This is a genomic window from Pseudomonas sp. KU43P, assembly GCF_033095865.1.
Lineage (GTDB): Bacteria > Pseudomonadota > Gammaproteobacteria > Pseudomonadales > Pseudomonadaceae > Aquipseudomonas.
On the sequence record NZ_AP019365.1, the window covers coordinates 5772031 to 5791827 of the forward strand.

General features: G+C 62.1%; 18 protein-coding genes. 7 read left to right on the plus strand and 11 right to left on the minus strand.

Annotation, left to right across the window (positions count from 1 at the left end; genetic code table 11):
- Nucleotides 1–119: 119 nt before the first annotated feature.
- The 6 genes from phoU to KU43P_RS26495 all read right to left on the minus strand — a co-directional run bounded on the left by phoU (nucleotide 120) and on the right by KU43P_RS26495 (nucleotide 8498).
- Nucleotides 120–890 carry a phosphate signaling complex protein PhoU gene (phoU, locus tag KU43P_RS26470; RefSeq protein WP_317660413.1) on the minus strand — a complete coding sequence of 257 codons (771 nt, stop codon included), beginning with the start codon at nucleotides 888–890 and terminating at the stop codon, nucleotides 120–122.
- A 63-nt stretch (nucleotides 891–953) separates the two neighbouring features.
- Nucleotides 954–1787: a phosphate ABC transporter ATP-binding protein PstB gene (gene pstB / locus KU43P_RS26475; RefSeq protein WP_317660414.1), complete on the minus strand. Its 834-nt coding sequence runs from the start codon at nucleotides 1785–1787 to the stop codon at nucleotides 954–956.
- Between the two features lie 72 nt (nucleotides 1788–1859).
- The gene (pstA, locus tag KU43P_RS26480) at nucleotides 1860–3530 is read right to left on the minus strand and encodes a phosphate ABC transporter permease PstA (RefSeq protein WP_317660415.1); all 1671 of its coding nucleotides are present in this window, start codon (nucleotides 3528–3530) and stop codon (nucleotides 1860–1862) included.
- A gap of 17 nt (nucleotides 3531–3547) precedes the next feature.
- Nucleotides 3548–5836, minus strand: a complete 2289-nt coding sequence (locus KU43P_RS26485; protein ID WP_317660416.1) for an ABC transporter permease subunit — start codon at nucleotides 5834–5836, stop codon at nucleotides 3548–3550.
- A gap of 139 nt (nucleotides 5837–5975) precedes the next feature.
- Complete coding sequence (locus tag KU43P_RS26490; protein ID WP_317660417.1) at nucleotides 5976–6974, minus strand: phosphate ABC transporter substrate-binding protein PstS; 999 nt, start codon at nucleotides 6972–6974, stop codon at nucleotides 5976–5978.
- A gap of 234 nt (nucleotides 6975–7208) precedes the next feature.
- Nucleotides 7209–8498, minus strand: coding sequence for an MFS transporter (locus KU43P_RS26495; protein WP_317660418.1), 1290 nt, complete (start codon nucleotides 8496–8498; stop codon nucleotides 7209–7211).
- A 352-nt stretch (nucleotides 8499–8850) separates the two neighbouring features.
- Between KU43P_RS26495 and KU43P_RS26500 the strand changes: the two genes are divergently transcribed.
- Nucleotides 8851–9249 carry an acyl-CoA thioesterase gene (locus KU43P_RS26500; RefSeq protein ID WP_003253317.1) on the plus strand — a complete coding sequence of 133 codons (399 nt, stop codon included), beginning with the start codon at nucleotides 8851–8853 and terminating at the stop codon, nucleotides 9247–9249.
- A 71-nt stretch (nucleotides 9250–9320) separates the two neighbouring features.
- Entirely contained in the window at nucleotides 9321–10217 is an 897-nt protein-coding gene (locus KU43P_RS26505) for a D-hexose-6-phosphate mutarotase (protein ID WP_317660419.1), read from the plus strand.
- 125 nt (nucleotides 10218–10342) lie between these two features.
- Here the strand turns inward: KU43P_RS26505 and KU43P_RS26510 are convergent, their stop codons facing one another.
- From KU43P_RS26510 to purE, 4 genes are all read right to left on the minus strand, one after another.
- Nucleotides 10343–10876, minus strand: a complete 534-nt coding sequence (locus tag KU43P_RS26510) for a DUF3299 domain-containing protein (RefSeq protein ID WP_317660420.1) — start codon at nucleotides 10874–10876, stop codon at nucleotides 10343–10345.
- 48 nt (nucleotides 10877–10924) lie between these two features.
- Entirely contained in the window at nucleotides 10925–11170 is a 246-nt protein-coding gene (locus KU43P_RS26515) for a GlsB/YeaQ/YmgE family stress response membrane protein (protein WP_051096469.1), read from the minus strand.
- Nucleotides 11171–11267: 97 nt separating this feature from the next.
- Nucleotides 11268–12350: a 5-(carboxyamino)imidazole ribonucleotide synthase gene (locus tag KU43P_RS26520; protein WP_317660421.1), complete on the minus strand. Its 1083-nt coding sequence runs from the start codon at nucleotides 12348–12350 to the stop codon at nucleotides 11268–11270.
- Nucleotides 12351–12360: 10 nt separating this feature from the next.
- A complete protein-coding gene (purE, locus tag KU43P_RS26525; protein WP_003253304.1) occupies nucleotides 12361–12852 on the minus strand; it encodes a 5-(carboxyamino)imidazole ribonucleotide mutase in 492 nt (163 codons plus the stop codon).
- Between the two features lie 269 nt (nucleotides 12853–13121).
- Here purE and KU43P_RS26530 point away from each other — a divergent pair, with 269 nt between their 5' ends.
- Nucleotides 13122–13748 (plus strand): hypothetical protein, encoded by a 627-nt coding sequence (locus KU43P_RS26530; RefSeq protein ID WP_317660422.1) that lies wholly within the window; start codon nucleotides 13122–13124, stop codon nucleotides 13746–13748.
- Here KU43P_RS26530 and KU43P_RS26535 read toward each other — a convergent pair.
- A complete protein-coding gene (locus KU43P_RS26535; RefSeq protein WP_317660423.1) occupies nucleotides 13740–14657 on the minus strand; it encodes a LysR substrate-binding domain-containing protein in 918 nt (305 codons plus the stop codon). The two genes, KU43P_RS26530 and KU43P_RS26535, sit on opposite strands and share 9 nt — an antisense overlap.
- 182 nt (nucleotides 14658–14839) lie before the next feature.
- Here KU43P_RS26535 and aspA point away from each other — a divergent pair, with 182 nt between their 5' ends.
- The 4 genes from aspA (at nucleotide 14840) to KU43P_RS26555 (ending at nucleotide 19776) form a co-directional block, all read left to right on the plus strand.
- Nucleotides 14840–16264, plus strand: a complete 1425-nt coding sequence (gene aspA / locus KU43P_RS26540; RefSeq protein WP_016394370.1) for an aspartate ammonia-lyase — start codon at nucleotides 14840–14842, stop codon at nucleotides 16262–16264.
- 157 nt (nucleotides 16265–16421) lie between these two features.
- Nucleotides 16422–17414, plus strand: coding sequence for an AraC family transcriptional regulator (locus tag KU43P_RS26545; protein ID WP_317660424.1), 993 nt, complete (start codon nucleotides 16422–16424; stop codon nucleotides 17412–17414).
- A 215-nt stretch (nucleotides 17415–17629) separates the two neighbouring features.
- On the plus strand, nucleotides 17630–18673 hold the full coding sequence (locus KU43P_RS26550) for a histone deacetylase family protein (protein WP_317660425.1): 1044 nt from the start codon (nucleotides 17630–17632) through the stop codon (nucleotides 18671–18673).
- Nucleotides 18673–19776 carry a polyamine ABC transporter substrate-binding protein gene (locus KU43P_RS26555; protein ID WP_317660426.1) on the plus strand — a complete coding sequence of 368 codons (1104 nt, stop codon included), beginning with the start codon at nucleotides 18673–18675 and terminating at the stop codon, nucleotides 19774–19776. Before KU43P_RS26550 ends, KU43P_RS26555 begins: the two co-directional genes overlap by 1 nt.
- Nucleotides 19777–19797: the final 21 nt, after the last annotated feature.

A 19797-nucleotide genomic window follows, 5' to 3' on the forward strand; every position in this document is an offset into this window, starting at 1 on the left:
GTTTGCCAATCTTTGCGTCACGCCGGGACTTCTTCGCATCAAACGCGGGTGCCTGCCGGCTGCTCGAGCAGAAACGAAAACGCCCGGCCAAGGCCGGGCGTCGGTGCTCGGGAGCAATCTTATTTATCGTCCGGTTCAGCCGGAACATTAGCGATTTCAGCCTCCACGCCAGCATTGCCTTCGACTTCCGCCTTCATGCGCTTGAGGCCCATGTGGCGCACGTCGGTGCCGCGTACCAGGTAAATCACCAGCTCCGAGATGTTGCGCGCGTGGTCGCCGATACGCTCCAGCGAACGCAGGGCCCAGATCACGCTCAGTACCCGCGAGATCGAGCGCGGGTCTTCCATCATGTAGGTCACCAGCTCACGCAGGGCGGTCTTGTACTCGCGGTCGATGGTCTTGTCGTACTGGGCCACCGACAATGCCAGGTCGGCATCGAAGCGGGCGAAGGCATCGAGCGCATCGCGCACCATGTTGCGCACCTGGTCGCCGATATGGCGCACCTCGACGTAGCCACGTGGCGACTCGCCTTCCTCGCACAGCTGGATGGCACGGCGGGCGATCTTGGTCGATTCATCACCAATACGCTCCAGGTCGATCACCGACTTGGAGATGCTGATGATCAGGCGCAGGTCGGAGGCTGCCGGCTGCCGGCGAGCGAGGATGCGCACGCACTCCTCGTCAATGTTGCGCTCCATCTGGTTGATTTGCTCATCGACCTCACGCACCTGCTGGGCAAGGCCCGAGTCGGCCTCGATCAGCGCGGTGACCGCGTCGTTGACCTGCTTTTCGACCAGGCCGCCCATGGCCAGGAGGTGGCTGCGCACCTCTTCGAGTTCGGCGTTGAACTGCTGGGAAATGTGGTGCGTAAGGCTTTCTTTGTTGATCATCGTCTGGCTCCGCGAAGCAGCTGCAAGCTTCAAGTGGTTCGTGTCGTTCCCTGGCAGTGCTGCTTAGCCGTAGCGACCGGTAATGTAGTCTTCGGTCTGCTTCTTCGCCGGGTTGGTGAACAGGGTGTCGGTATCACCGAATTCGACCAGTTTGCCCATGTACATGAAGGCGGTGTAGTCGGACACGCGCGCGGCCTGCTGCATGTTGTGGGTGACGATGACGATGGTGTACTTGGATTTCAACTCGTAGATCAGTTCTTCGACCTTGAGGGTCGAGATCGGGTCCAGTGCCGAGCAGGGTTCGTCGAGCAGCAGCACTTCAGGCTCCACCGCGATGGTACGGGCGATCACCAGGCGCTGCTGCTGGCCACCAGACAGGCCCAGTGCCGAATCATGCAGACGGTCCTTGACCTCGTCCCAGAGCGCTGCGCCTTTCAGCGCCCACTCGACCGCTTCGTCGAGTACGCGCTTCTTGTTGATGCCCTGGATGCGCAGGCCATACACCACGTTCTCATAGATGGTCTTGGGGAACGGGTTAGGCTTCTGGAACACCATGCCCACACGGCGACGCAACTCGGCAACGTCTTCGCCCTTGCGGTAGATGTTGTTGCCATAGAGGTTGATGGCGCCTTCAACACGGCAGCCATCAACCAGGTCGTTCATGCGGTTGAAGGTGCGCAGCAGTGTCGACTTGCCGCAACCGGACGGGCCGATGAAGGCGGTCACGCGCTGCTTGGGGATGTTCATGCTGACGTCGAACAACGCCTGCTTTTCGCCGTAGTACAGGCTCAGGCCCGGAACTTCGATGGCCACGGTCTCTTCGGCCAGGCGCAGGCTCTGCTTGTCGCGACCCAGGGCAGACATGTCGATGCCGTGGGTGTGGGATTCTTGCTGCATGGTCAACTCCATACGCTATCAATTCGTTTCAAAGGGCCGCCCGGCATCCGGGCGGCACGCTTGCAATCAGGTTCAGCTGTCGAGCGCCTTGTACTTCTCGCGCAGGTGGTTACGGATCCACACCGCCGAGAGGTTGAGGGTGGCGATCACCATCACCAGCAGCAGCGCAGTGGCATAGACCAGCGGCCGCGCGGCCTCGACGTTGGGGCTCTGGAAGCCGACGTCATAGATGTGGAAGCCCAGGTGCATGATCTTCTGGTCAAGGTGCAGGTACGGGTAGTTGCCATCCACCGGCAGCGACGGCGCCAGCTTGACCACACCCACCAGCATCAGCGGCGCCACTTCGCCAGCGGCGCGGGCCACGGCGAGGATCATGCCGGTCATCATGGCCGGACTGGCCATCGGCAGGACGATCTTCCACAGGGTCTCGGCCTTGGTCGCGCCGAGTGCCAGCGAGCCTTCACGCACGGTGCGCGGAATACGCGCCAGGCCTTCCTCGGTGGCAACGATCACCACCGGCACCGCCAGCAGCGCCAGAGTCAGCGAAGCCCACAGCAGGCCTGGGGTACCCAGGGTCGGTGCCGGCAACGCCTCAGGGAAGAACAGGCGGTCGATCGAGCCACCCAGCACGTAGACGAAGAAGCCCAGGCCGAACACGCCGTAGACGATCGCCGGAACGCCCGCCAGGTTGTTCACGGCGATGCGGATTAGGCGCGTCACCGGGCCCTGCTTGGCGTATTCACGCAGGTACACGGCCGCCAGCACGCCGAACGGGGTGACGATCACGGCCATGATCAGGGTCATCATCACGGTGCCGAAGATGGCCGGGAAAATACCGCCCTCGGTGTTGGCTTCACGCGGGTCGTCGCTGAGGAACTCCCAGACCTTGGCGAAGTACGTGCCCATCTTGGTGAAGCCGGACATGGCGTTCGGCTGGATGGCGTGCACCACTTTGCTCAGGTTGATTTCCACTTCGCGGCCATTGCCGTCACGGGCAACCAGGCTGTCGCGGGCGAAGGCCTGGTGCAGGCCGCTGAGGCGCTCTTCGATGGCCTTGTAGCGGCTATTCAGCTCGGCGCGCTCGGCTTCCATGTCGGCCTGGGCGGTAGCGTCCAGCTTGCCGTCCAGCTCTAGCTTGCGGCTGTGCAGGCGCAGGCGTTCGAGGCCATGGTTGATGGCACCGATGTCTTTCTTCTCCAGGCTCTGCAGCTCGCTGTTGAGCTGGTTGGCACGCTTGAGGCGGGCCTGCAGCTCGTTCCAGGCGGCTGGGCCTTCGGCGACCACACGCCCTTCTTCCTTGACGCTGACCAGGTAGCCGTAGAAGTTGCCCCACTCTCGGCGCTCCAGGGCAATCAGATCGGCCGGACGCTGCTCGTCCACCAGCCACTCGCCGACCACCCACGTGAAGTCGTTGCCGTTGAGGTCGCGGTTACCCACCTTGATCAGCTCACGGGTCATGAACTCCGGGCCTTCGTCCGGTACCGGCAGGCCGGCACCCTTGAGGCGCGCACGAGGCACCTCTTCCTTCTGTACCACTTCGCCGATGACGATATGATCTGCCTGGCCCGGCACCTTGTAGGTGGCCTGGACCAGGTCGGCCGGCCAGAAGTGGCCGAGGCCGCGCACGGCGATCACCGCCAGCAGGCCGATGGTCATGATCACCGCCATGGCGACCGCGCCACCGCTGATCCAGACGCCTGGGGCGCCGCTCTTGAACCAGCCTTTGAGGGAATCCTTTTTCACGGATCTCTACCTTTCTATCAAAGCGACGAGTATTTCTTGCGCAGACGCTGGCGAATCAGCTCGGCCAAGGTGTTCATGATGAAGGTGAACATCAGCAGCACGAGGGCGGCGAGGAACAGCACACGATAGTGGCTGCCGCCGACTTCCGATTCCGGCATCTCCACCGCAACGTTGGCGGCCAGGGTACGCATGCCTTCGAACAGGTTCAGCTCCATCACCGGGGTGTTACCGGTGGCCATGAGCACGATCATGGTTTCGCCCACCGCACGGCCCATGCCGATCATCAACGCCGAGAAGATACCCGGGCTGGCGGTGAGGATGACCACTCGAGTCAGGGTCTGCCACGGCGTCGCACCCAGGGCCAGGGAGCCCAGGGTCAGGCTGCGCGGCACGCTGAACACGGCGTCTTCGGCAATCGAGTAGATGTTCGGGATGACTGCAAAGCCCATGGCGATACCGACCACCAGTGCATTGCGCTGGTCGTAGGTGATGCCCAGGTCGTTGGTGATCCACAGGCGCATGTCACCGCCGAAGAACCAGGTCTCCATGAACGGGCTCATGTACAGGGCGAACCAACCGATGAACAGGATCACCGGGATCAGGATCGCAGCCTCCCAGCCATCCGGAATGCGCAGGCGGATCGACTCCGGCAGGCGGCTCCAGGCAAACCCAGCGGCCAGGATGCCGATCGGCAGAATCAGCAGCAGGCTGAACACGCCCGGCAGGTGGCCTTCCAGATACGGGGCAAGGAACAGGCCGGCGAAGAAGCCGAGGATCACCGTCGGCATCGCTTCCATCAATTCGATCACCGGCTTGACCTTGCGGCGCATGCCCGGGGCCATGAAGTAGGCGGTGTAGATAGCGGCGGCAATGGCCAGCGGCGCTGCCAGGATCATCGCGTAGAACGCTGCCTTCAGGGTGCCGAAGGTCAGGGGCGACAGGCTCAGCTTGGGTTCGAAGTCGGTGTTCGAAGCAGTCGACTGCCAGACGTACTTGGGCTCATCGTAGTTTTCGTACCAGACCTTGCCCCATAGCGCGCTGAAGGACACTTCAGGGTGCGGGTTCTTCAGGCTCAGCGGAAGCAGCTTGCCACCTTCTTCGATGATGATGCGGTTGGCACGCGGCGACAGGGCCAGCACGCCAGCACCTTCAGCTGCCTGTTCGACCAGCAGGGTGCGGTGCGCGGTGCTGTGGAACACGCCGAGCTTGCCTTCGGCGTCCAGGGCGATGAAGCCCTTGCGGCGCTCTTCGGCATCGATCTGCACGACCGGGGCCTTGCCCAGCTGGAAGGTACGGATCTGCTTGAAGCGCTGCTCGCCATCCGGGTCGCGGGCCATGAACCACTGGGCCAGGCCGCCTTTGGAGTCACCGATGATCAGCGAAATACCGCCGACCAGTTGGGCCGTTGCGGTGATTTCGGTGTCGGCGCTGTCGGACAGCTTGTAGCGACCATTGAGGCTCTTGTCGCGCAGGCTGAACACATCGGCGGTGGCGCGACCGTTGATCACGTACAGCCACTGCTGACGCGGGTCGATGAAGATGTTCTTCACCACTTCGGTCATCTGCGGCAGTTCGATGCGGTTCTGCTCGGTGGTGACCTCGTCGGTCATCATGTTCTCGGTGCGCGTCAGCTCGATCACCTGCAGGTGCGCGCCGGTAGAGCCGGCCAGCAGCAGAGTGTCGCCATTGACGTTGACGCTGACGTGCTCCAGCGCACGGCCCTCGTCATCGAGCACGAACGGCTCCTGGCCATAGGGATAGTCGATGCCAGGGGTGATGGTTTTCTTATTGTCCGGGTAGGTGATCTTATAGGTGTGGTGGAACACCAGTGCCTTACCGTCGGACAGGCCAAGTACTACCAGCGGGCTACCCGGCTGGTCGGTGCTGATCGAGGACACCTGGGTGCCTGCCGGCAGCGGCAGGTCGACGCGGCTGATTTCCTTGCCGGTCTTGGTATCGAAGAACAGTGCCTGCCCCTTGTCCGAAACGCGCATGCCCACCAGGTTCTGCTCTTCCAGGGCAATCATCAGTGGCTTGCCGGCATCCTGCTGCAGCCAGGTCGGCTCCAGAGCCTTCTTGCTGGTCAGTTCGGCGCCCTGGAACAGCGGCAGCACCACGTAGGCCAGGTAGAAGAAGATCAGGGTGATGGCTGCCAGCACGGCAAGCCCGCCCACTAGCACGTACCAGCGGGTCAGGCGGTCCTTGAGGGCGCGCATGCGGCGCTTGCGTTGCAACTCGGGCGTATTGAAATCAATCCGCACGGGAAGGGAATTTTGGGTCATTGTGGAGTTGGCCAGATCATTCATGCGCACACCCTAGCGGTCCCGTATGACAAAAACATGACAGTGCGTTGACGCAAAAAAGCCCGCCGCTCAGGAACCCTGGCTTCGGACCAAGAATGCTAGGAAGAGGCCGGGCATCCGCACCGGCCTCTTCCTCAGTTAGTTACTTCTTTGCAACATTGTCCGTGTGGGACAGGCCCAGGTCAGCCAGGGTCTTGTCGACCACTTTGGCCGGCAGCGGGATGTAGCCATCCTTCACCACGACCTGCTGGCCAGCCTGCGACAGCACCAGCTTGACGAACTCGGCTTCCAGCGGGGCCAGAGGCTTGTTCGGCGCCTTGTTGACGTAGACGTACAGGAAGCGCGACAGCGGGTACGAGCCGTTCAGGGCGTTGGCCTCGTTGTCTTCGATGAACTCGCCGCCTTCTTTCTTGGCCAGGGCGACAGTCTTGACGCTGGCGGTCTTGTAGCCGATGCCCGAGTAGCCGATGCCGTTCAGCGAGGAGCTGATCGACTGCACGACCGAAGCCGAGCCAGGCTGTTCGTTGACGTTAGGCTTGAAGTCGCCTTTGCACAGGGCTTCTTCCTTGAAGTAGCCGTAGGTGCCCGATACCGAGTTACGGCCGAACAGCTGCACGGGCTTGTTGGCCAGGTCGCCGGTCACGCCCAGGTCGCCCCAGGTCTTGACGTCGGCCTTGCCACCGCACAGGCGGGTGGAGGAGAAGATGGCATCGACCTGGGCCATGGTCAGGCCTTTGATCGGGTTGTCCTTGTGTACGAACACGGCCAGGGCGTCGACGGCGACCGGGATGGCGGTCGGCTTGTAGCCGTACTTCTGCTCGAAGGCCTGCAGCTCGACATCCTTCATCTTGCGGCTCATCGGGCCGAGGTTGGCGGTGCCTTCGGTGAGCGCGGGTGGCGCGGTGGAGGAGCCGGCTGCCTGGATCTGGATGTTTACGTTCGGATATTCCTTCTTGTAGGCCTCGGCCCACAGAGTCATCAGGTTCGCGAGGGTGTCGGAACCGACGCTGGAGAGGTTGCCCGAAACACCGGTGGTCTTGGTGTAGGTCGGGATCGCAGGGTCGACGGCGGCTACCGCGTTGGCGGTCGCAACGCCAGCGGCGGCAAAGGTGAGGGCCGCCATCAAACGCTTCAGTTTCATGCCTTGCTCCTAGCAGGAATATTGGGGGTGTTGGCTGGATCGGGGCCCAGTATCTGCAGGCCGCATGAAGACGATATGACTTCAATGTGACAATTGGATGAAAGGCCATCACTGGAAACCCAGGATGGCCTTTCAAAATGTTGCAGGGCAGGTCAGGCGCCATCGCTGGCAAGCCAGCTCCTACAGGGTTCGGCGTCGTTCCTGTGGGAGCTGGCTTGCAGCAAGGTCGATGCCTCAGCGCTTATTGGCGAGCAGGTAGACGCCCACGATCAGACCGACGGCGCACAAGCCAGCGACGTAATACGCCGGTGCCATCGGGCTCACCTTGAGCAGCGCAGTCACCACCATCGGCGTCAAACCGCCGAAGATCGCGTAAGCCATGTTGTAGGAGAACGACAGGCCGGTAAAACGCACCACCGCCGGGAACGCCTTGACCATAACGTAAGGTACCGCACCGATTACGCCCACGCACAGGCCGGTCACGGCATACAGCGGGAATAGCAGTTCCGGGTGAGTCGCCAGGCTGTGGTAGAAGGTCCAGGAACTCACCAGCAGCATCAGGCTGCCGATCACGAACACCCGGCCGGCGCCAAAACGGTCGGCCAGGCTGCCAGAGGCCACGCAGCCAAGGCTGAGCAGCACGATGGCCAGGCTGTTGGCCTTGAGCGAGTCGGTCGGGCTGATGTGGTAGATGCTCTGCAACAGTGCCGGGGTCATCAGGATGACCACGACGATGCCTGCCGACAGCAGCCAGGTCAGCAACATCGACAAGATGATCGGGCCACGGTGGTCACGCAGTACCGCGCGCAGCGGCAGCTCCTCGGCAAGCGCCTTGCGCTGCTGCATCTCGGCGAAAACCGGCGTTTCATGCAGCCAGCGGCGCAGGTACACGGCAAAAAGCCCGAACACACCCCCCAGCAGGAACGGAACACGCCAGGCGTAATCAGCCACCTCTTCAGGGGTGTAGATGCTGTTGATCAGCGTCGCCACCAGCGAACCCAACAGAATACCCGCCGTCAGGCCTGCGGTCAGGGTGCCGCAGGCATAACCCGTATTGCGCGCAGGCACGTGCTCGGAGACGAACACCCAGGCCCCCGGCACCTCGCCCCCGATCGCCGCGCCCTGGATCACGCGCATCAGCAGCAACAGGATCGGCGCCCACAGGCCTATCTGCGCATAGGTCGGCAAAAGCCCCATGATCAGAGTCGGCACGGCCATCATGAAGATGCTCAGGGTGAACATTTTCTTGCGGCCCAACAGGTCACCGAAGTGGGCCATGACGATGCCGCCCAGCGGCCGCGCCAGGTAACCGGCGGCGAAGATGCCAAAGGTCTGCATCAGGCGTAGCCATTCGGGCATGTCGGCCGGGAAGAACAGCTTGCCGACCACTGTGGCGAAGAATACGAAGATGATGAAGTCGTAGAACTCCAGCGCGCCGCCCAGGGCGGACAGTGAGAGGGTTTTGTAGTCACTGCGGGTAAGCGGCCGCGAAGGCTGCTCGATACTGCTCGGCACGGAGGTCATCGCTGGTTGTTCTCTTGTAGGTCATGCAGGCCGCTTGCAACGCGGCTTCTGGATTGGGCGGACAGGCGAAGATAGCAAATTGCCGAGCCACGCCGAAAGCGACACAAAATCCATACAGATATTCATGAATACGCGGTCGTCGCTTGCCGTTTGGCTATATATACTGCCCGTTCGTAGGAAAAGGTTGCGCTTACTGTGGGATGTTGTGCGAAAACGCCGGTCTTGATGTCAGACGGTTTCGCAGAGTTTCCCTATGGCCGTCCAGCGAAGCGATATGGGCGTAGTATGTTTTACGCAGGTTCGTTTCCCTCGCCACACCAACGAAAGCGTCACGGGTCAGAGGCCCCACCGCATGATCGAACTCGAACAAGAAGACCCCATCCCGCAAGGCGACCTGGCCTTGCAGATCACCGCATTGCCACGCGAGACCAATGGTTTTGGCGACATCTTCGGCGGTTGGCTGGTCGCCCAGATGGACCTTGCCGGCACTGCCATGGCCAGCCGTGTCGCGGGTGGCCGAGTGGCCACGGTAGCCATCGACCGCATGGCCTTCCTGGTGCCCGTGGCCGTGGGTGCGCAACTGTCGTTCTACACCCAGACCCTGGAAATCGGCCGCAGCTCGATCCAGATGATGGTGGAAGTGTGGAGCGACGACCCGCTGTCCAGCGAATGGCGCAAGGTCACCGAGGCGGTGTTCGTGTTCGTGGCCATCGACGGTAGCGGCCGCACCCGTTCCGTGCCTCGTCGCTGAGCCATGCGGGCGTTAAACTCATTGCAGGTCATCGGGTCGAAGACCCACAGGCAATCAATGAGAACAGCGCAATGGCTACCTTCAAGGTCGAAACCGAGCAACACGGCGAACTCAACTGCTGGCGCATCAGCAGCGACCGCGCCGAACTACTGATCGCCCAGCAGGGTGCGCAGATCCTCAGCTACCAGCGTGTTGGCGAGCCACCGCTGTTGTGGCTGAGTGACCAGGCCATCTTCCGCCAAGGCAAGTCGGTGCGCGCCGGTGTGCCGGTGTGCTGGCCGTGGTTCGGCAACTTGCAGCGCAACCCGCAATCGGTTCAGGCCATGTATCAGGGTGAACAAGCTCCGGCTCATGGACTGGCGCGCACACGTGACTGGCAGTTGTTGGGTATCGAGGAAGCCGGCAGCGCCCTGCGCATAGCGTTCGGCCTACCCGAGGCACAGGGCAACCTGCCCGGTTGGCCACATGACGTCGAGCTGAAGCTGCTGGTGGTGCTGGGTGATGAGCTGGAACTGAGCTTGAGCAGCCGTAACATGGGCAACACGCCTGTGACTATCAGCCAGGCCCTGCACAGTTACTTCGCGGTCAGCGACGTGCGCCAGGCACGGGTCGAGGGTATCGAAGGGCTCGCCTATATCGAGACCCTGGCCGACTGGGAGCAGCGCCAGCAACAGGGCGCGCTGAACTTTGCCGGCGAGACGGACCGCATCTACCTGAATACCCCTTCCACGCTGAGCATCGTCGACCCGCACTGGAGCCGGCGTATTACCTTGACCAGCAGTGGCTCGCGTTCGGCAGTGATCTGGAACCCGTGGACCGAACGGGCCAAGGAACTGGCGGACATGGCTGATGATGGCTGGCAGCGGATGCTGTGCATCGAGACGGCGAATGTGTGGGATGACGTGGTGGAGTTGCGGCCTGGGGCCAGTCATGCATTGCGGGTCAGGATAAGCAGCGCGGCGGCCTGAACACTTTGCTGACTTTACCGGCCTCATCGCCGGCAAGCCGGCTCCCACAGGTACTCCACAGGCTTCAAGTGCGGTGGTATCTCTGCGGGAGCTGGCTTGCCAGCGATAGGGCCAGTGGAGGCACCCTACAGGTCAGCGTCTTCCACCACCCTCACCTTCCCCGCATCCAGCGCATAGGCCGCATCGGCCAGGTCATTGCTGACCTTCTCCACCTTCAACGTCCCGCTCACCCACAGCGGCGTGTAGATATCGTCGATCTTCAAGCCTTTCGGATACCGCACCAGCACCAGCTGGTTCGGCGGCGGTGGCGGCACGTGAATGCAGGCGCCTGGGTACGGCACCAGGAAGAACAGCGTGCTGTTGCCCTTGGCATCACTTTCCAGCGGCACCGGGTAGCCGCCCAGGCGGATATCCCTGCCATTCATGGCCGCTACTGTCTTGGTCGAATACATCACCGCCGGCAGGCCTTTGCTCTGCTTGAGGCCCCCCTTGTCGGTGAAGGTGCCCATGGCTTCCGGCGAGTTGTGGTCGATCTCGGGCATCTGCTCCAGCGCCTTCTGGTCCGACTTGGGCATCAGCTCCAACCAGTCGGTTTCAGGCAGCTCGGCACGGGCCAGGGTGCTGGCAAGCAGCAAGGGGATGAGAAAAAACACACGCATGGGAATGCTCGGCAACTCGGATGAATTGCCGGGCATTCTAACCAGTATTCAGCGCTTCTTGATGAATCCGTAGATCACCAGAACGATCACGGCACCCACCAGCGCACCGAAGAAGCCTGCAGCCTGACCAGCCTGGTAAATCCCCAGGGCCTGGCCACCATAGGTGGCGAGCAAGGAGCCGGCGATGCCCAGCAGGATGGTCATGATCCAGCCCATGCTGTCGTCGCCCGGCTTGATGAAGCGGGCCAGCAGGCCAACGATGAGGCCGATGAAGATGGTTCCAATGATGCCCATGGCAATCCCTCTGCAGTGAAGATGGAACAAGCCAAAGCCTAGACAGCGCTTTGGCTTGTTGCCATGTTCAGAGGGCAGGCCGCAGGTAGAAGTTCGATCAGTTGCTGATCAGCGCCTCTACTTCAGCGATCTTGGCGCGCAGGGTGGCCATGTCCTGGCAACGCAGGGTGGCGTGACCGACCTTGCGCCCGACCTTGAAGGCCTTGCCATAGTGGTGCAGGTGGCAGTCGTCGATGGCAACGACCTTTTCCACCGCAGGCACTTCACCGATGAAGTTGAGCATGGCGCTCTCGCCGACCTTGGCGGTCGAGCCCAGCGGGATGCCGGCAACGGCACGCAGGTGGTTCTCGAACTGGCTGCACTCGGCACCTTCGATGGTCCAGTGGCCGGAGTTGTGTACACGCGGGGCGATTTCGTTGGCCTTGAGGCCACCGTCGACCTCGAAGAACTCGAAAGCCATTACGCCAACGTAGTCGAGCTGCTTGAGCACGCGGCCGACGTAGTCTTCGGCCAGCGCCTGCAGCGGGTGCGCCTGGCTGGCAACCGACAGGCGCAGGATGCCGCTTTCGTGGGTGTTGTGCACCAGCGGATAGAAGCGGGTTTCACCATCGCGGGCACGCACGGCCACCAGCGACACTTCGCCCGTGAACGGTACGAAGCCTTCCAGCAGGCAGGGCACGCTGCCCAGTTCGGCGAAGGTATCGACTACATCTTCAGGGGTGCGCAGCACCTTCTGACCCTTGCCGTCGTAGCCCAGGGTACGGGTCTTGAGCACGGCCGGCAGGCCGATGCTGGCCACCGCGGCATCCAGGTCCTGTTGCGAAAGGATGTCGGCGAAGGCCGGGGTAGGAATACCCAGATCGCGGAACATGCTCTTTTCGAACAGACGGTCGCGTGCGATGCGCAGCGCCTCGGCGCTCGGGTAGACCGGGACAAACTGCGAAAGGAACGCCACGGTCTCGGCCGGGACGCTTTCGAACTCGAAGGTCACCAGGTCGACTTCGTCAGCCAGCTGGCGCAGGTGATCCTGGTCGCTGTAGTCGGCCCGCAGGTGTTCACCCAGGGGCGCGGCACAGGCGTCTGGCGCCGGGTCGAGGAAGGCGAAATTCATGCCCAGCGGGGTACCTGCCAGGGCCAGCATACGGCCGAGCTGGCCGCCACCGATAACACCGATCTTCATGGGTTCAGCCTCAAGCCTGGCGTGGATCTGGGTTGTCCAGCACGGTGTCGGTCTGCTCTGTGCGGAACTGCTTGAGCGCGGCATGGTACTGCGGGTATTTGGCGCCGAGGATGCTCGCCGACAGCAGTGCAGCGTTGACCGCACCCGCGCGGCCGATGGCCAGCGTGGCGACCGGCACGCCGGCCGGCATCTGCACGATCGACAGCAGCGAGTCGACACCCGACAGCATCGACGACTGCACCGGCACGCCCAGCACCGGCAGGTGGGTCTTGGCGGCGCACATGCCTGGCAGGTGGGCTGCACCACCGGCACCGGCAATGATCACCTCGATGCCACGCCCTTCTGCCTCTTCGGCATACTGGAACAGCAAGTCCGGGGTGCGGTGGGCAGAAACCACCTTCACTTCGTAGGGAATGCCGAGTTTTTCCAGCATATCGGCGGTGTGGCTAAGGGTGGACCAATCGGACTTGGAGCCCATGATCACGCCAACCAGTGCACTCATCGTCGAGCCTCTCCTGCAAGCGCCTTCTGGCGCGCTAAAAGCAACAAGCCACGCAGGTGGACCGGCGTGGCTTGTCATACGGATTCTGAATCGACCGGGTCGGTCGAAGGCGCGGGATTGTAGCGTATTTCGCAGCGAATCGCCCACCCCCATAAGCACATGTCGGATCAAAGGGCAAGCTGTCTCGCGGGACAACTTTTCCAGTTTCATGTGCGGTGGCCAAACCTCGGACCATGTGCGGCCCAAAACCCGATCGCAGAGGAACACGCATGTTTCGACACTCCCGTGCAGCGCTTGTATTCGGCCTGTCATGCACCCTGCAAATACCAGCCGCCCTGGCGGCAAAATCGCTGGTGGTGACCGTCTACCCGCATGACGAACTGGTCGAGATCAGCGACGAGCAGCTGAACACCGATTACTTCCAGCATTGGCTCGATGAGATGCGCAGCTTCACCGACCATCCCATCGAAATCGTGTTTCGACGCAACGTGGAGGGCATCACCAATATCGATTATGCGAACATGGCCTCCAGCCAAATTCTGGACACCTTCACTCAAGCGATCGTCGAGCTGCAATCGTCCCATCCCTTCTCGTTCCTCAACAAGCACCTGCTGATGACGCGCGACAGCTACGATCACAGCGGTGCGAACTACAATGCCGGCCTGGCCTACTTCAAGCAGAACACGGCTATCGCATCGCTGGCAGCGTACAACGGCCCCGCCCATGAGATCGGCCACATGCTTTCCACTACCCATGAGGATGCGGAGCTGAAGTTCAACGGCTGGATCTGTGAAACCTACACCCACCCGCGCAGCCCGGCGCGCTCCAATTGCTATCGCTACAGCGACAAGAACCGGGCGAACATCTCCGAGTACCTCAAGTACAACTCAAACTGACGGCTCGCCTTGGGCGCCGGCCGACTCCAGCTTGCGCCACAGCAGGCGCACATTGGCCTTGCGCACCAGGGCGCAGCGATACAGGCGGATTTCCAGAGGCACATGCCATTGGCTGCCGCCACAGATGGCCAGCTCACCCCGCTCCAGTTCGCCGCGCATGGACAGGTGCGGCACCCAGGCAATGCCCATGCCTTCCAGTGCCATGCTCTTGAGACTGTCAGCCATGGCCGTTTCGTAGACCGTTGTGTAGCGCAAGCTGCGCTGACGCAACAGGAGGTTGACCGAGCGGCCGAGGAACGCACCAGCACTGTAGGCCAGCAACGGCACGCTGCTGTCGCTTTCAAGGTCGAACAGTGGCTTGCCGTCGGCACCCACCGCGCACACCGGCAGCATCTCGGTGTTGCCCATGTGCAGCCATGGGAAGATCTCGGCATCCATCTGCAGTGCAGCATCAGGGTCGTAGAACGCCAGCATGAGGTCACAGCCACCCTCACGCAAAGCATGCACGGCATCTCCGACGTTAGTCGCAACCAGCCGGGTGGCGATGTTCAAGCCATCGTTGCGCAACTGGGCGACCCATCGAGGGAAAAAGCCCGATGCCAGGGAGTGCGCAGCCGCCACCTGAACCACCTCGCCCTGCCCGCCTTCAAGGTGATGGAGATGGCGCAGAACTTCGCCCAACTGGTCGACGACAGTGCGCGCGGTTACCAGAAACAACTGCCCTGCCTCGGTCAGTTCTATCGGGGTGCGGGAACGATTCACCAGGGTCAACCCAAGTGCCGCTTCCAGGCTGCGGATACGCCGGCTGAAGGCCGGCTGAGTCACGAAGCGACGCTCCGCCGCCTGGGAAAAACTGCGGGTAGAGGCCAGGGCACTGAAGTCCTCCAGCCACTTGCTTTCAAGGTTCATGAAGCAGATCTCCCGGCATGCACCAAAATGGAACACGCTCGATTGTCAATTGGCGTCACACGAAACACTATGCCGTTTGTGCATAGGTTAGCGTGCAACAGCATTGGCCGCAAAATCCCCTTAAGGCCTAGGATTGGCGCCATTCCGGCATGTGCCGGGTCAAATTCGAGATGATATCCATCATGTCCTCCGCTGCATCGTTCCGCGTCGAAAAAGATCTGCTTGGTACCCTTGAAGTCCCTGCCGATGCCTACTACGGCATCCAGACTCTGCGCGCTGCCAACAACTTCCACCTCTCCGGTGTTCCACTGTCGCACTACCCGAAACTGGTAGTCGGCCTGGCGATGGTCAAGCAGGCCGCTGCCGACGCCAACCGTGAGCTGGGGCACCTGAGCGATGCCAAACATGCTGCGATCAGCGCAGCATGCGCACGACTGATCAAAGGCGACTACCACGAGCAGTTTGTGGTCGACATGATCCAGGGCGGTGCTGGTACTTCTACCAACATGAACGCCAACGAAGTCATTGCCAACATCGCGCTGGAGGCCATGGGCCACCAGAAGGGTGAGTACCAGTACCTGCACCCGAACAACGATGTGAACATGGCGCAGTCGACCAACGACGCCTACCCGACCGCCATCCGTCTGGGCCTGCTGCTGGGCCACGACGCACTGCTGGCCAGCCTCGACAGCCTGATCCAGGCCTTCGCTGCCAAGGGTAAAGAGTTCGACCACGTACTGAAGATGGGCCGTACCCAGCTGCAGGACGCCGTACCGATGACCCTGGGCCAGGAATTCCGCGCCTTCGCCACCACCATGACCGAAGACCTGCAGCGCCTGCGCTCGCTGGCTCCGGAACTGCTGACCGAGATCAACCTGGGCGGCACCGCCATCGGCACCGGCATCAACGCCGACCCGGGCTACCAGGCCCTGGCCGTACAGCGTCTGGCAACCATCAGCGGCCAGCCGCTGGTACCTGCTGCCGACCTGATCGAAGCCACCTCCGACATGGGCGCCTTCGTGCTGTTCTCGGGCATGCTCAAGCGTACTGCGGTCAAGCTGTCGAAGATCTGCAACGACCTGCGCCTGCTGTCCAGCGGCCCGCGCACCGGCATCAACGAAATCAACCTGCCAGCGCGCCAGCCAGGCAGCTCGATCATGCCAGGCAAGGTCAACCCGGTAATCCCGGAAGCGGTCAACCAAGTGGCTTTCGCCATCATGGGCAACGACCTGGCCCTGACCGTCGCCGCCGAAGGTGGCCAGCTGCAGTTGAACGTGATGGAGCCGCTGATCGCCTACAAGATCTTCGACTCGATCCGCCTGCTGCAACGCGCCATGGACATGCTGCGCGAACACTGCATCGTCGGCATCACCGCCAACGAACAGCGCTGCCGTGAACTGGTCGAGCACTCGATCGGCCTGGTCACCGCCCTGAACCCGTACATCGGCTACGAAAACGCCACCCGTATCGCCCGCGTCGCCTTGGAAACCGGCCGCGGCGTGCTGGAACTGGTGCGCGAGGAGAAGCTGCTGGACGAAGCGATGCTCAACGACATCCTGCGTCCTGAAAACATGATCGCTCCACGTCTGGTTCCGCTGAAGGCGTAACCCGACCGCTGCAAACTGTCTCACCAGGTCGAGGGACTAGACACCTCTCAACCTTTCAAGGGCCCGAGCGCACGCTCCGGGCCCTTTTTTTGTGCCCGACGCAGTCCGGCACACAACTTGCTCCATAATGCCTCCCAGGCAAACGGGATTATCGAGCATGCTGCACAGCCACCTGACCACCCTGAATGCGGTTTCGCTGATCCTCAACCTGTTCCTGGAAGACGGTTGCGAGGCGACGGAGCTGCTCGCCGGTAGTGGCATAGGCCCGGCAGACCTGGTGCATGCCGATGCGCGCATCACCACCCAGCAAGAGCTGCAGGTGTGCGCCAATGCCGTCGCACGGCGCGAAGACATCGGCCTTGAACTGGGCCGGCGCATGCATGTGTCGTGCTACGGCATGCTTGGTTACGCGCTGCTCTCCAGTGCCACTTTGGGTGACGCCTTGCGCCTGGCACTGCAGTATCCGGCACTGCTGGGAACAGTCTTCCAACTGCGCCTGATCGACGATGGCCAACGGGTCTGGTTCAGCGCCAGCGACTATCACGACAGCCCTGCCCTGGCCGCCTTCAATGCCGAGTTCTGCCTGGTATCCCTGAAAGTCATCTGTGACGATCTGCTCGGTCGTTCACTGCCCCTGCTCGGCGCTCGCTTCGAACATGCCCGGCCCGGGTACGACGCGCTCTACACCCGAGCATTCCAATGCCCCTTGAGCTTCGCCGATGAAGACAATGCCTTCGCCTTCGAGCGATGCTGGCTCGACACCCCGTTGCCGCTGGCCGATCCGATCACCCACAAGGCCATGAGCGAACGCTGCCGGCGTCTGAACCTTGAGTTCACCGGGCGCCAGGCCTGGCTGGGCAGGATCCGCCAGCTATTGCTGCAGCAATTGGACGCCGCGCCGGGCCTTGAAGGCCTGGCGCGGCAGATGAACTGCTCGTCGCGGACCTTGCGCCGGCATTTACAGGCGCTCGGAAGCAGCTATCAGCAACTGCTCGATGAGCTCCGCTTCGAAAGAGCCAAGCAGTTGCTGGCTGATGAACAGATACCGATCTACCGGATTGCCGAGACATTGGGTTTCAGTGAAACCGCCAGTTTTCGGCATGCGTTTCAGCGTTGGAGCGGGGTTGCACCGAGCCATTTTCGTGGCTGACTGAACTGGCCCTATCGCCGGCAAGCCGGCTCCCACAGATACCCCACCAGCCTCAAGAGCGGTGCGGTCTCTGTGGGAGCCGGCTTGCCGGCGATAGGGCCGGTACAGGCCAGCGACCTTGGCCACATCGATCCCCTTTTGGCCGTTTGCGTCGTTCTCCCCCCGCAGGCTGCCCATGAGAATGGGCCCACGTCTGTCCCCCGGAGAACAACAAGATGCTGACAATCTATTCCGATGACCACCGCCTGCACCACGGCCGCTGCGAGCTGATCGACGGCAAGCTGATGCCGTGCTTCGAAATGCCTTCGCGCGCCGACCACGTGCTCGAGCAGGTGAAAAAGCGCAACCTCGGCGAAATCAAAGGCCCGACCGACTTCGGCCGCACGCCCTTGCAGCGCATCCACAGCGCCGACTACCTCGACTTCTTCGAAGGCGCCTGGGCCCGCTGGGCCGCGCTGGGCCACGAAGGCGATCTGCTGCCCTTCACCTGGCCAGCGCGCACCCTGCGCCAGGTCAAACCGACCGGGCTGCACGGCGAGCTGGGCTACTACAGCTTCGACGCCGGCGCCCCGATCACCGCCGGCACCTGGCAAGCCGCCTACAGCGCGGCGCAAGTGGCCCTCACCGCCCAAGCCGCGATCCAGCAAGGCGCTCACTCGGCCTTTGCCTTGTGCCGTCCACCAGGGCACCACGCCGCAGCCGAAGTCATGGGCGGCTACTGCTACCTGAACAACGCGGCCATCGCCGCCCAGGCCTTCCTGGACCAGGGCCAGGCCAAAGTGGCCATCCTTGATGTCGACTACCACCACGGCAACGGCACCCAGGACATCTTCTACCAGCGCAGCGACGTGTTCTTCGCTTCGATCCACGGCGACCCACAAGCCGAATTCCCGTTCTTCCTCGGTTATGCCGATGAAACCGGCGAGGGCGCAGGCGAAGGTTGCAACATCAACTACCCACTGCCGGCCGGCAGTGACTGGGTTGCCTGGAGCGCCGCGCTGGAAGACGCCTGCCAGCGCATCGCCGACTACAACGCCGATGTACTGGTGATCTCCCTGGGCGTGGACACCTTCAAGGACGACCCGATCTCGCAGTTCAAACTGGACAGCCCGGATTACCTGGAAATGGGCAAGCGCATCGCGCAGCTCGGCAAGCCGACCCTGTTCGTGATGGAAGGCGGCTACGCTGTGGAAGAAATCGGCATCAACGCAGTCAACGTGCTGGAAGGCTTCCAGTGCGCCCAGCCAGGAGCCCGGTAATGGTCCGACTCAAGCGTCTGCTCGCCCCGTTCATCGCTGCCACCCTGTTCACCGGTGCCCTGCAGGCCCAGGCCGAACAGCGCACCCTGCGTGTGTACAACTGGTTCGACTACATCACACCGCAGACCTTGAGCGACTTCCAGAAGGACAGCGGCGTCAAGCTCATCTACGACATCTTCGACACCAACGAGGCATTGGAAGCCAAGCTGCTTACCGGCAACTCCGGCTACGACGTGGTAGTGCCGTCCAACGTGTTCCTGGCCAAGCAGATCGAGGCCGGGGTGTTCCAACCGCTGGACCGCAGCAAGTTACCGAACTGGCAGCACCTGGACCCGGCACTGATGAAGTTGATCGAGGCCAACGACCCCGGCAACAAGTACGCCGTGCCCTACATGTACGGCACCGTGCTGATCGGCTTCAATCCGGACAAGGTCAAGGCAGTGCTCGGCGACAACGCGCCGGTGGACAGCTGGGACCTGATCTTCAAGGAAGAGAACATCGCCAAGCTCAAGCAATGCGGCGTGGCGCTGCTCGACTCACCCTCGGAGATCTTGCCACTGGCGTTGAAGTACCTGGGCCTGGACCCCAACAGTGGCAAGCCGGACGATTACAAGAAAGCCGAAGCGCTATTGCTGAAGATTCGCCCCCACGTCACTTATTTCCACTCCTCGAAGTACATGGCGGATATTGCCAACGGTGACATCTGCGTTGCCGTCGGGTATTCCGGCAGTTTCTCCCAGGCCGCCAACCGGGCGCGGGACGCGAAAAATGGTGTGGTGGTGGACATGCGCTTACCCAAGGAAGGTGCACCGATCTGGTTCGACATGTTGGCGATTCCGAAGAAAGCCGCCAACCCGGAAGATGCCCATGCCTTCATCAACTACCTGCTGCGCCCGGAAGTGATCGCACCGATCAGCGACTTTGTCGGCTACCCCAACCCGAACAAGGATGCGACCGACAAGGTCAGCCCGGCTATTCGCAACAACCCGAACCTGTATCCGACTGCCGAGGCGATGACCAAGCTGTACACGCTCAAGCCCTTGTCGCGTGAGGCAGAGCGGGCACGGACGCGGGCCTGGACCAAGATCAAGTCAGGGACATGATTACTTGAGTATCGCCTCTGC

Coding starts and splice junctions, on each gene's coding strand:
- phoU (WP_317660413.1), bottom strand. CDS start 890: ATGATCAACAAAGAAAGCCTTACGCACCACATTTCCCAGCAGTTCAAC.
- pstB (WP_317660414.1), bottom strand. CDS start 1,787: ATGCAGCAAGAATCCCACACCCACGGCATCGACATGTCTGCCCTGGGT.
- KU43P_RS26485 (WP_317660416.1), bottom strand. CDS start 5,836: ATGAATGATCTGGCCAACTCCACAATGACCCAAAATTCCCTTCCCGTG.
- KU43P_RS26490 (WP_317660417.1), bottom strand. CDS start 6,974: ATGAAACTGAAGCGTTTGATGGCGGCCCTCACCTTTGCCGCCGCTGGC.
- KU43P_RS26495 (WP_317660418.1), bottom strand. CDS start 8,498: ATGACCTCCGTGCCGAGCAGTATCGAGCAGCCTTCGCGGCCGCTTACC.
- KU43P_RS26500 (WP_003253317.1), top strand. CDS start 8,851: ATGATCGAACTCGAACAAGAAGACCCCATCCCGCAAGGCGACCTGGCC.
- KU43P_RS26505 (WP_317660419.1), top strand. CDS start 9,321: ATGGCTACCTTCAAGGTCGAAACCGAGCAACACGGCGAACTCAACTGC.
- KU43P_RS26510 (WP_317660420.1), bottom strand. CDS start 10,876: ATGCGTGTGTTTTTTCTCATCCCCTTGCTGCTTGCCAGCACCCTGGCC.
- KU43P_RS26515 (WP_051096469.1), bottom strand. CDS start 11,170: ATGGGCATCATTGGAACCATCTTCATCGGCCTCATCGTTGGCCTGCTG.
- KU43P_RS26520 (WP_317660421.1), bottom strand. CDS start 12,350: ATGAAGATCGGTGTTATCGGTGGCGGCCAGCTCGGCCGTATGCTGGCC.
- purE (WP_003253304.1), bottom strand. CDS start 12,852: ATGAGTGCACTGGTTGGCGTGATCATGGGCTCCAAGTCCGATTGGTCC.
- KU43P_RS26530 (WP_317660422.1), top strand. CDS start 13,122: ATGTTTCGACACTCCCGTGCAGCGCTTGTATTCGGCCTGTCATGCACC.
- KU43P_RS26535 (WP_317660423.1), bottom strand. CDS start 14,657: ATGAACCTTGAAAGCAAGTGGCTGGAGGACTTCAGTGCCCTGGCCTCT.
- aspA (WP_016394370.1), top strand. CDS start 14,840: ATGTCCTCCGCTGCATCGTTCCGCGTCGAAAAAGATCTGCTTGGTACC.
- KU43P_RS26545 (WP_317660424.1), top strand. CDS start 16,422: ATGCTGCACAGCCACCTGACCACCCTGAATGCGGTTTCGCTGATCCTC.
- KU43P_RS26550 (WP_317660425.1), top strand. CDS start 17,630: ATGCTGACAATCTATTCCGATGACCACCGCCTGCACCACGGCCGCTGC.
- KU43P_RS26555 (WP_317660426.1), top strand. CDS start 18,673: ATGGTCCGACTCAAGCGTCTGCTCGCCCCGTTCATCGCTGCCACCCTG.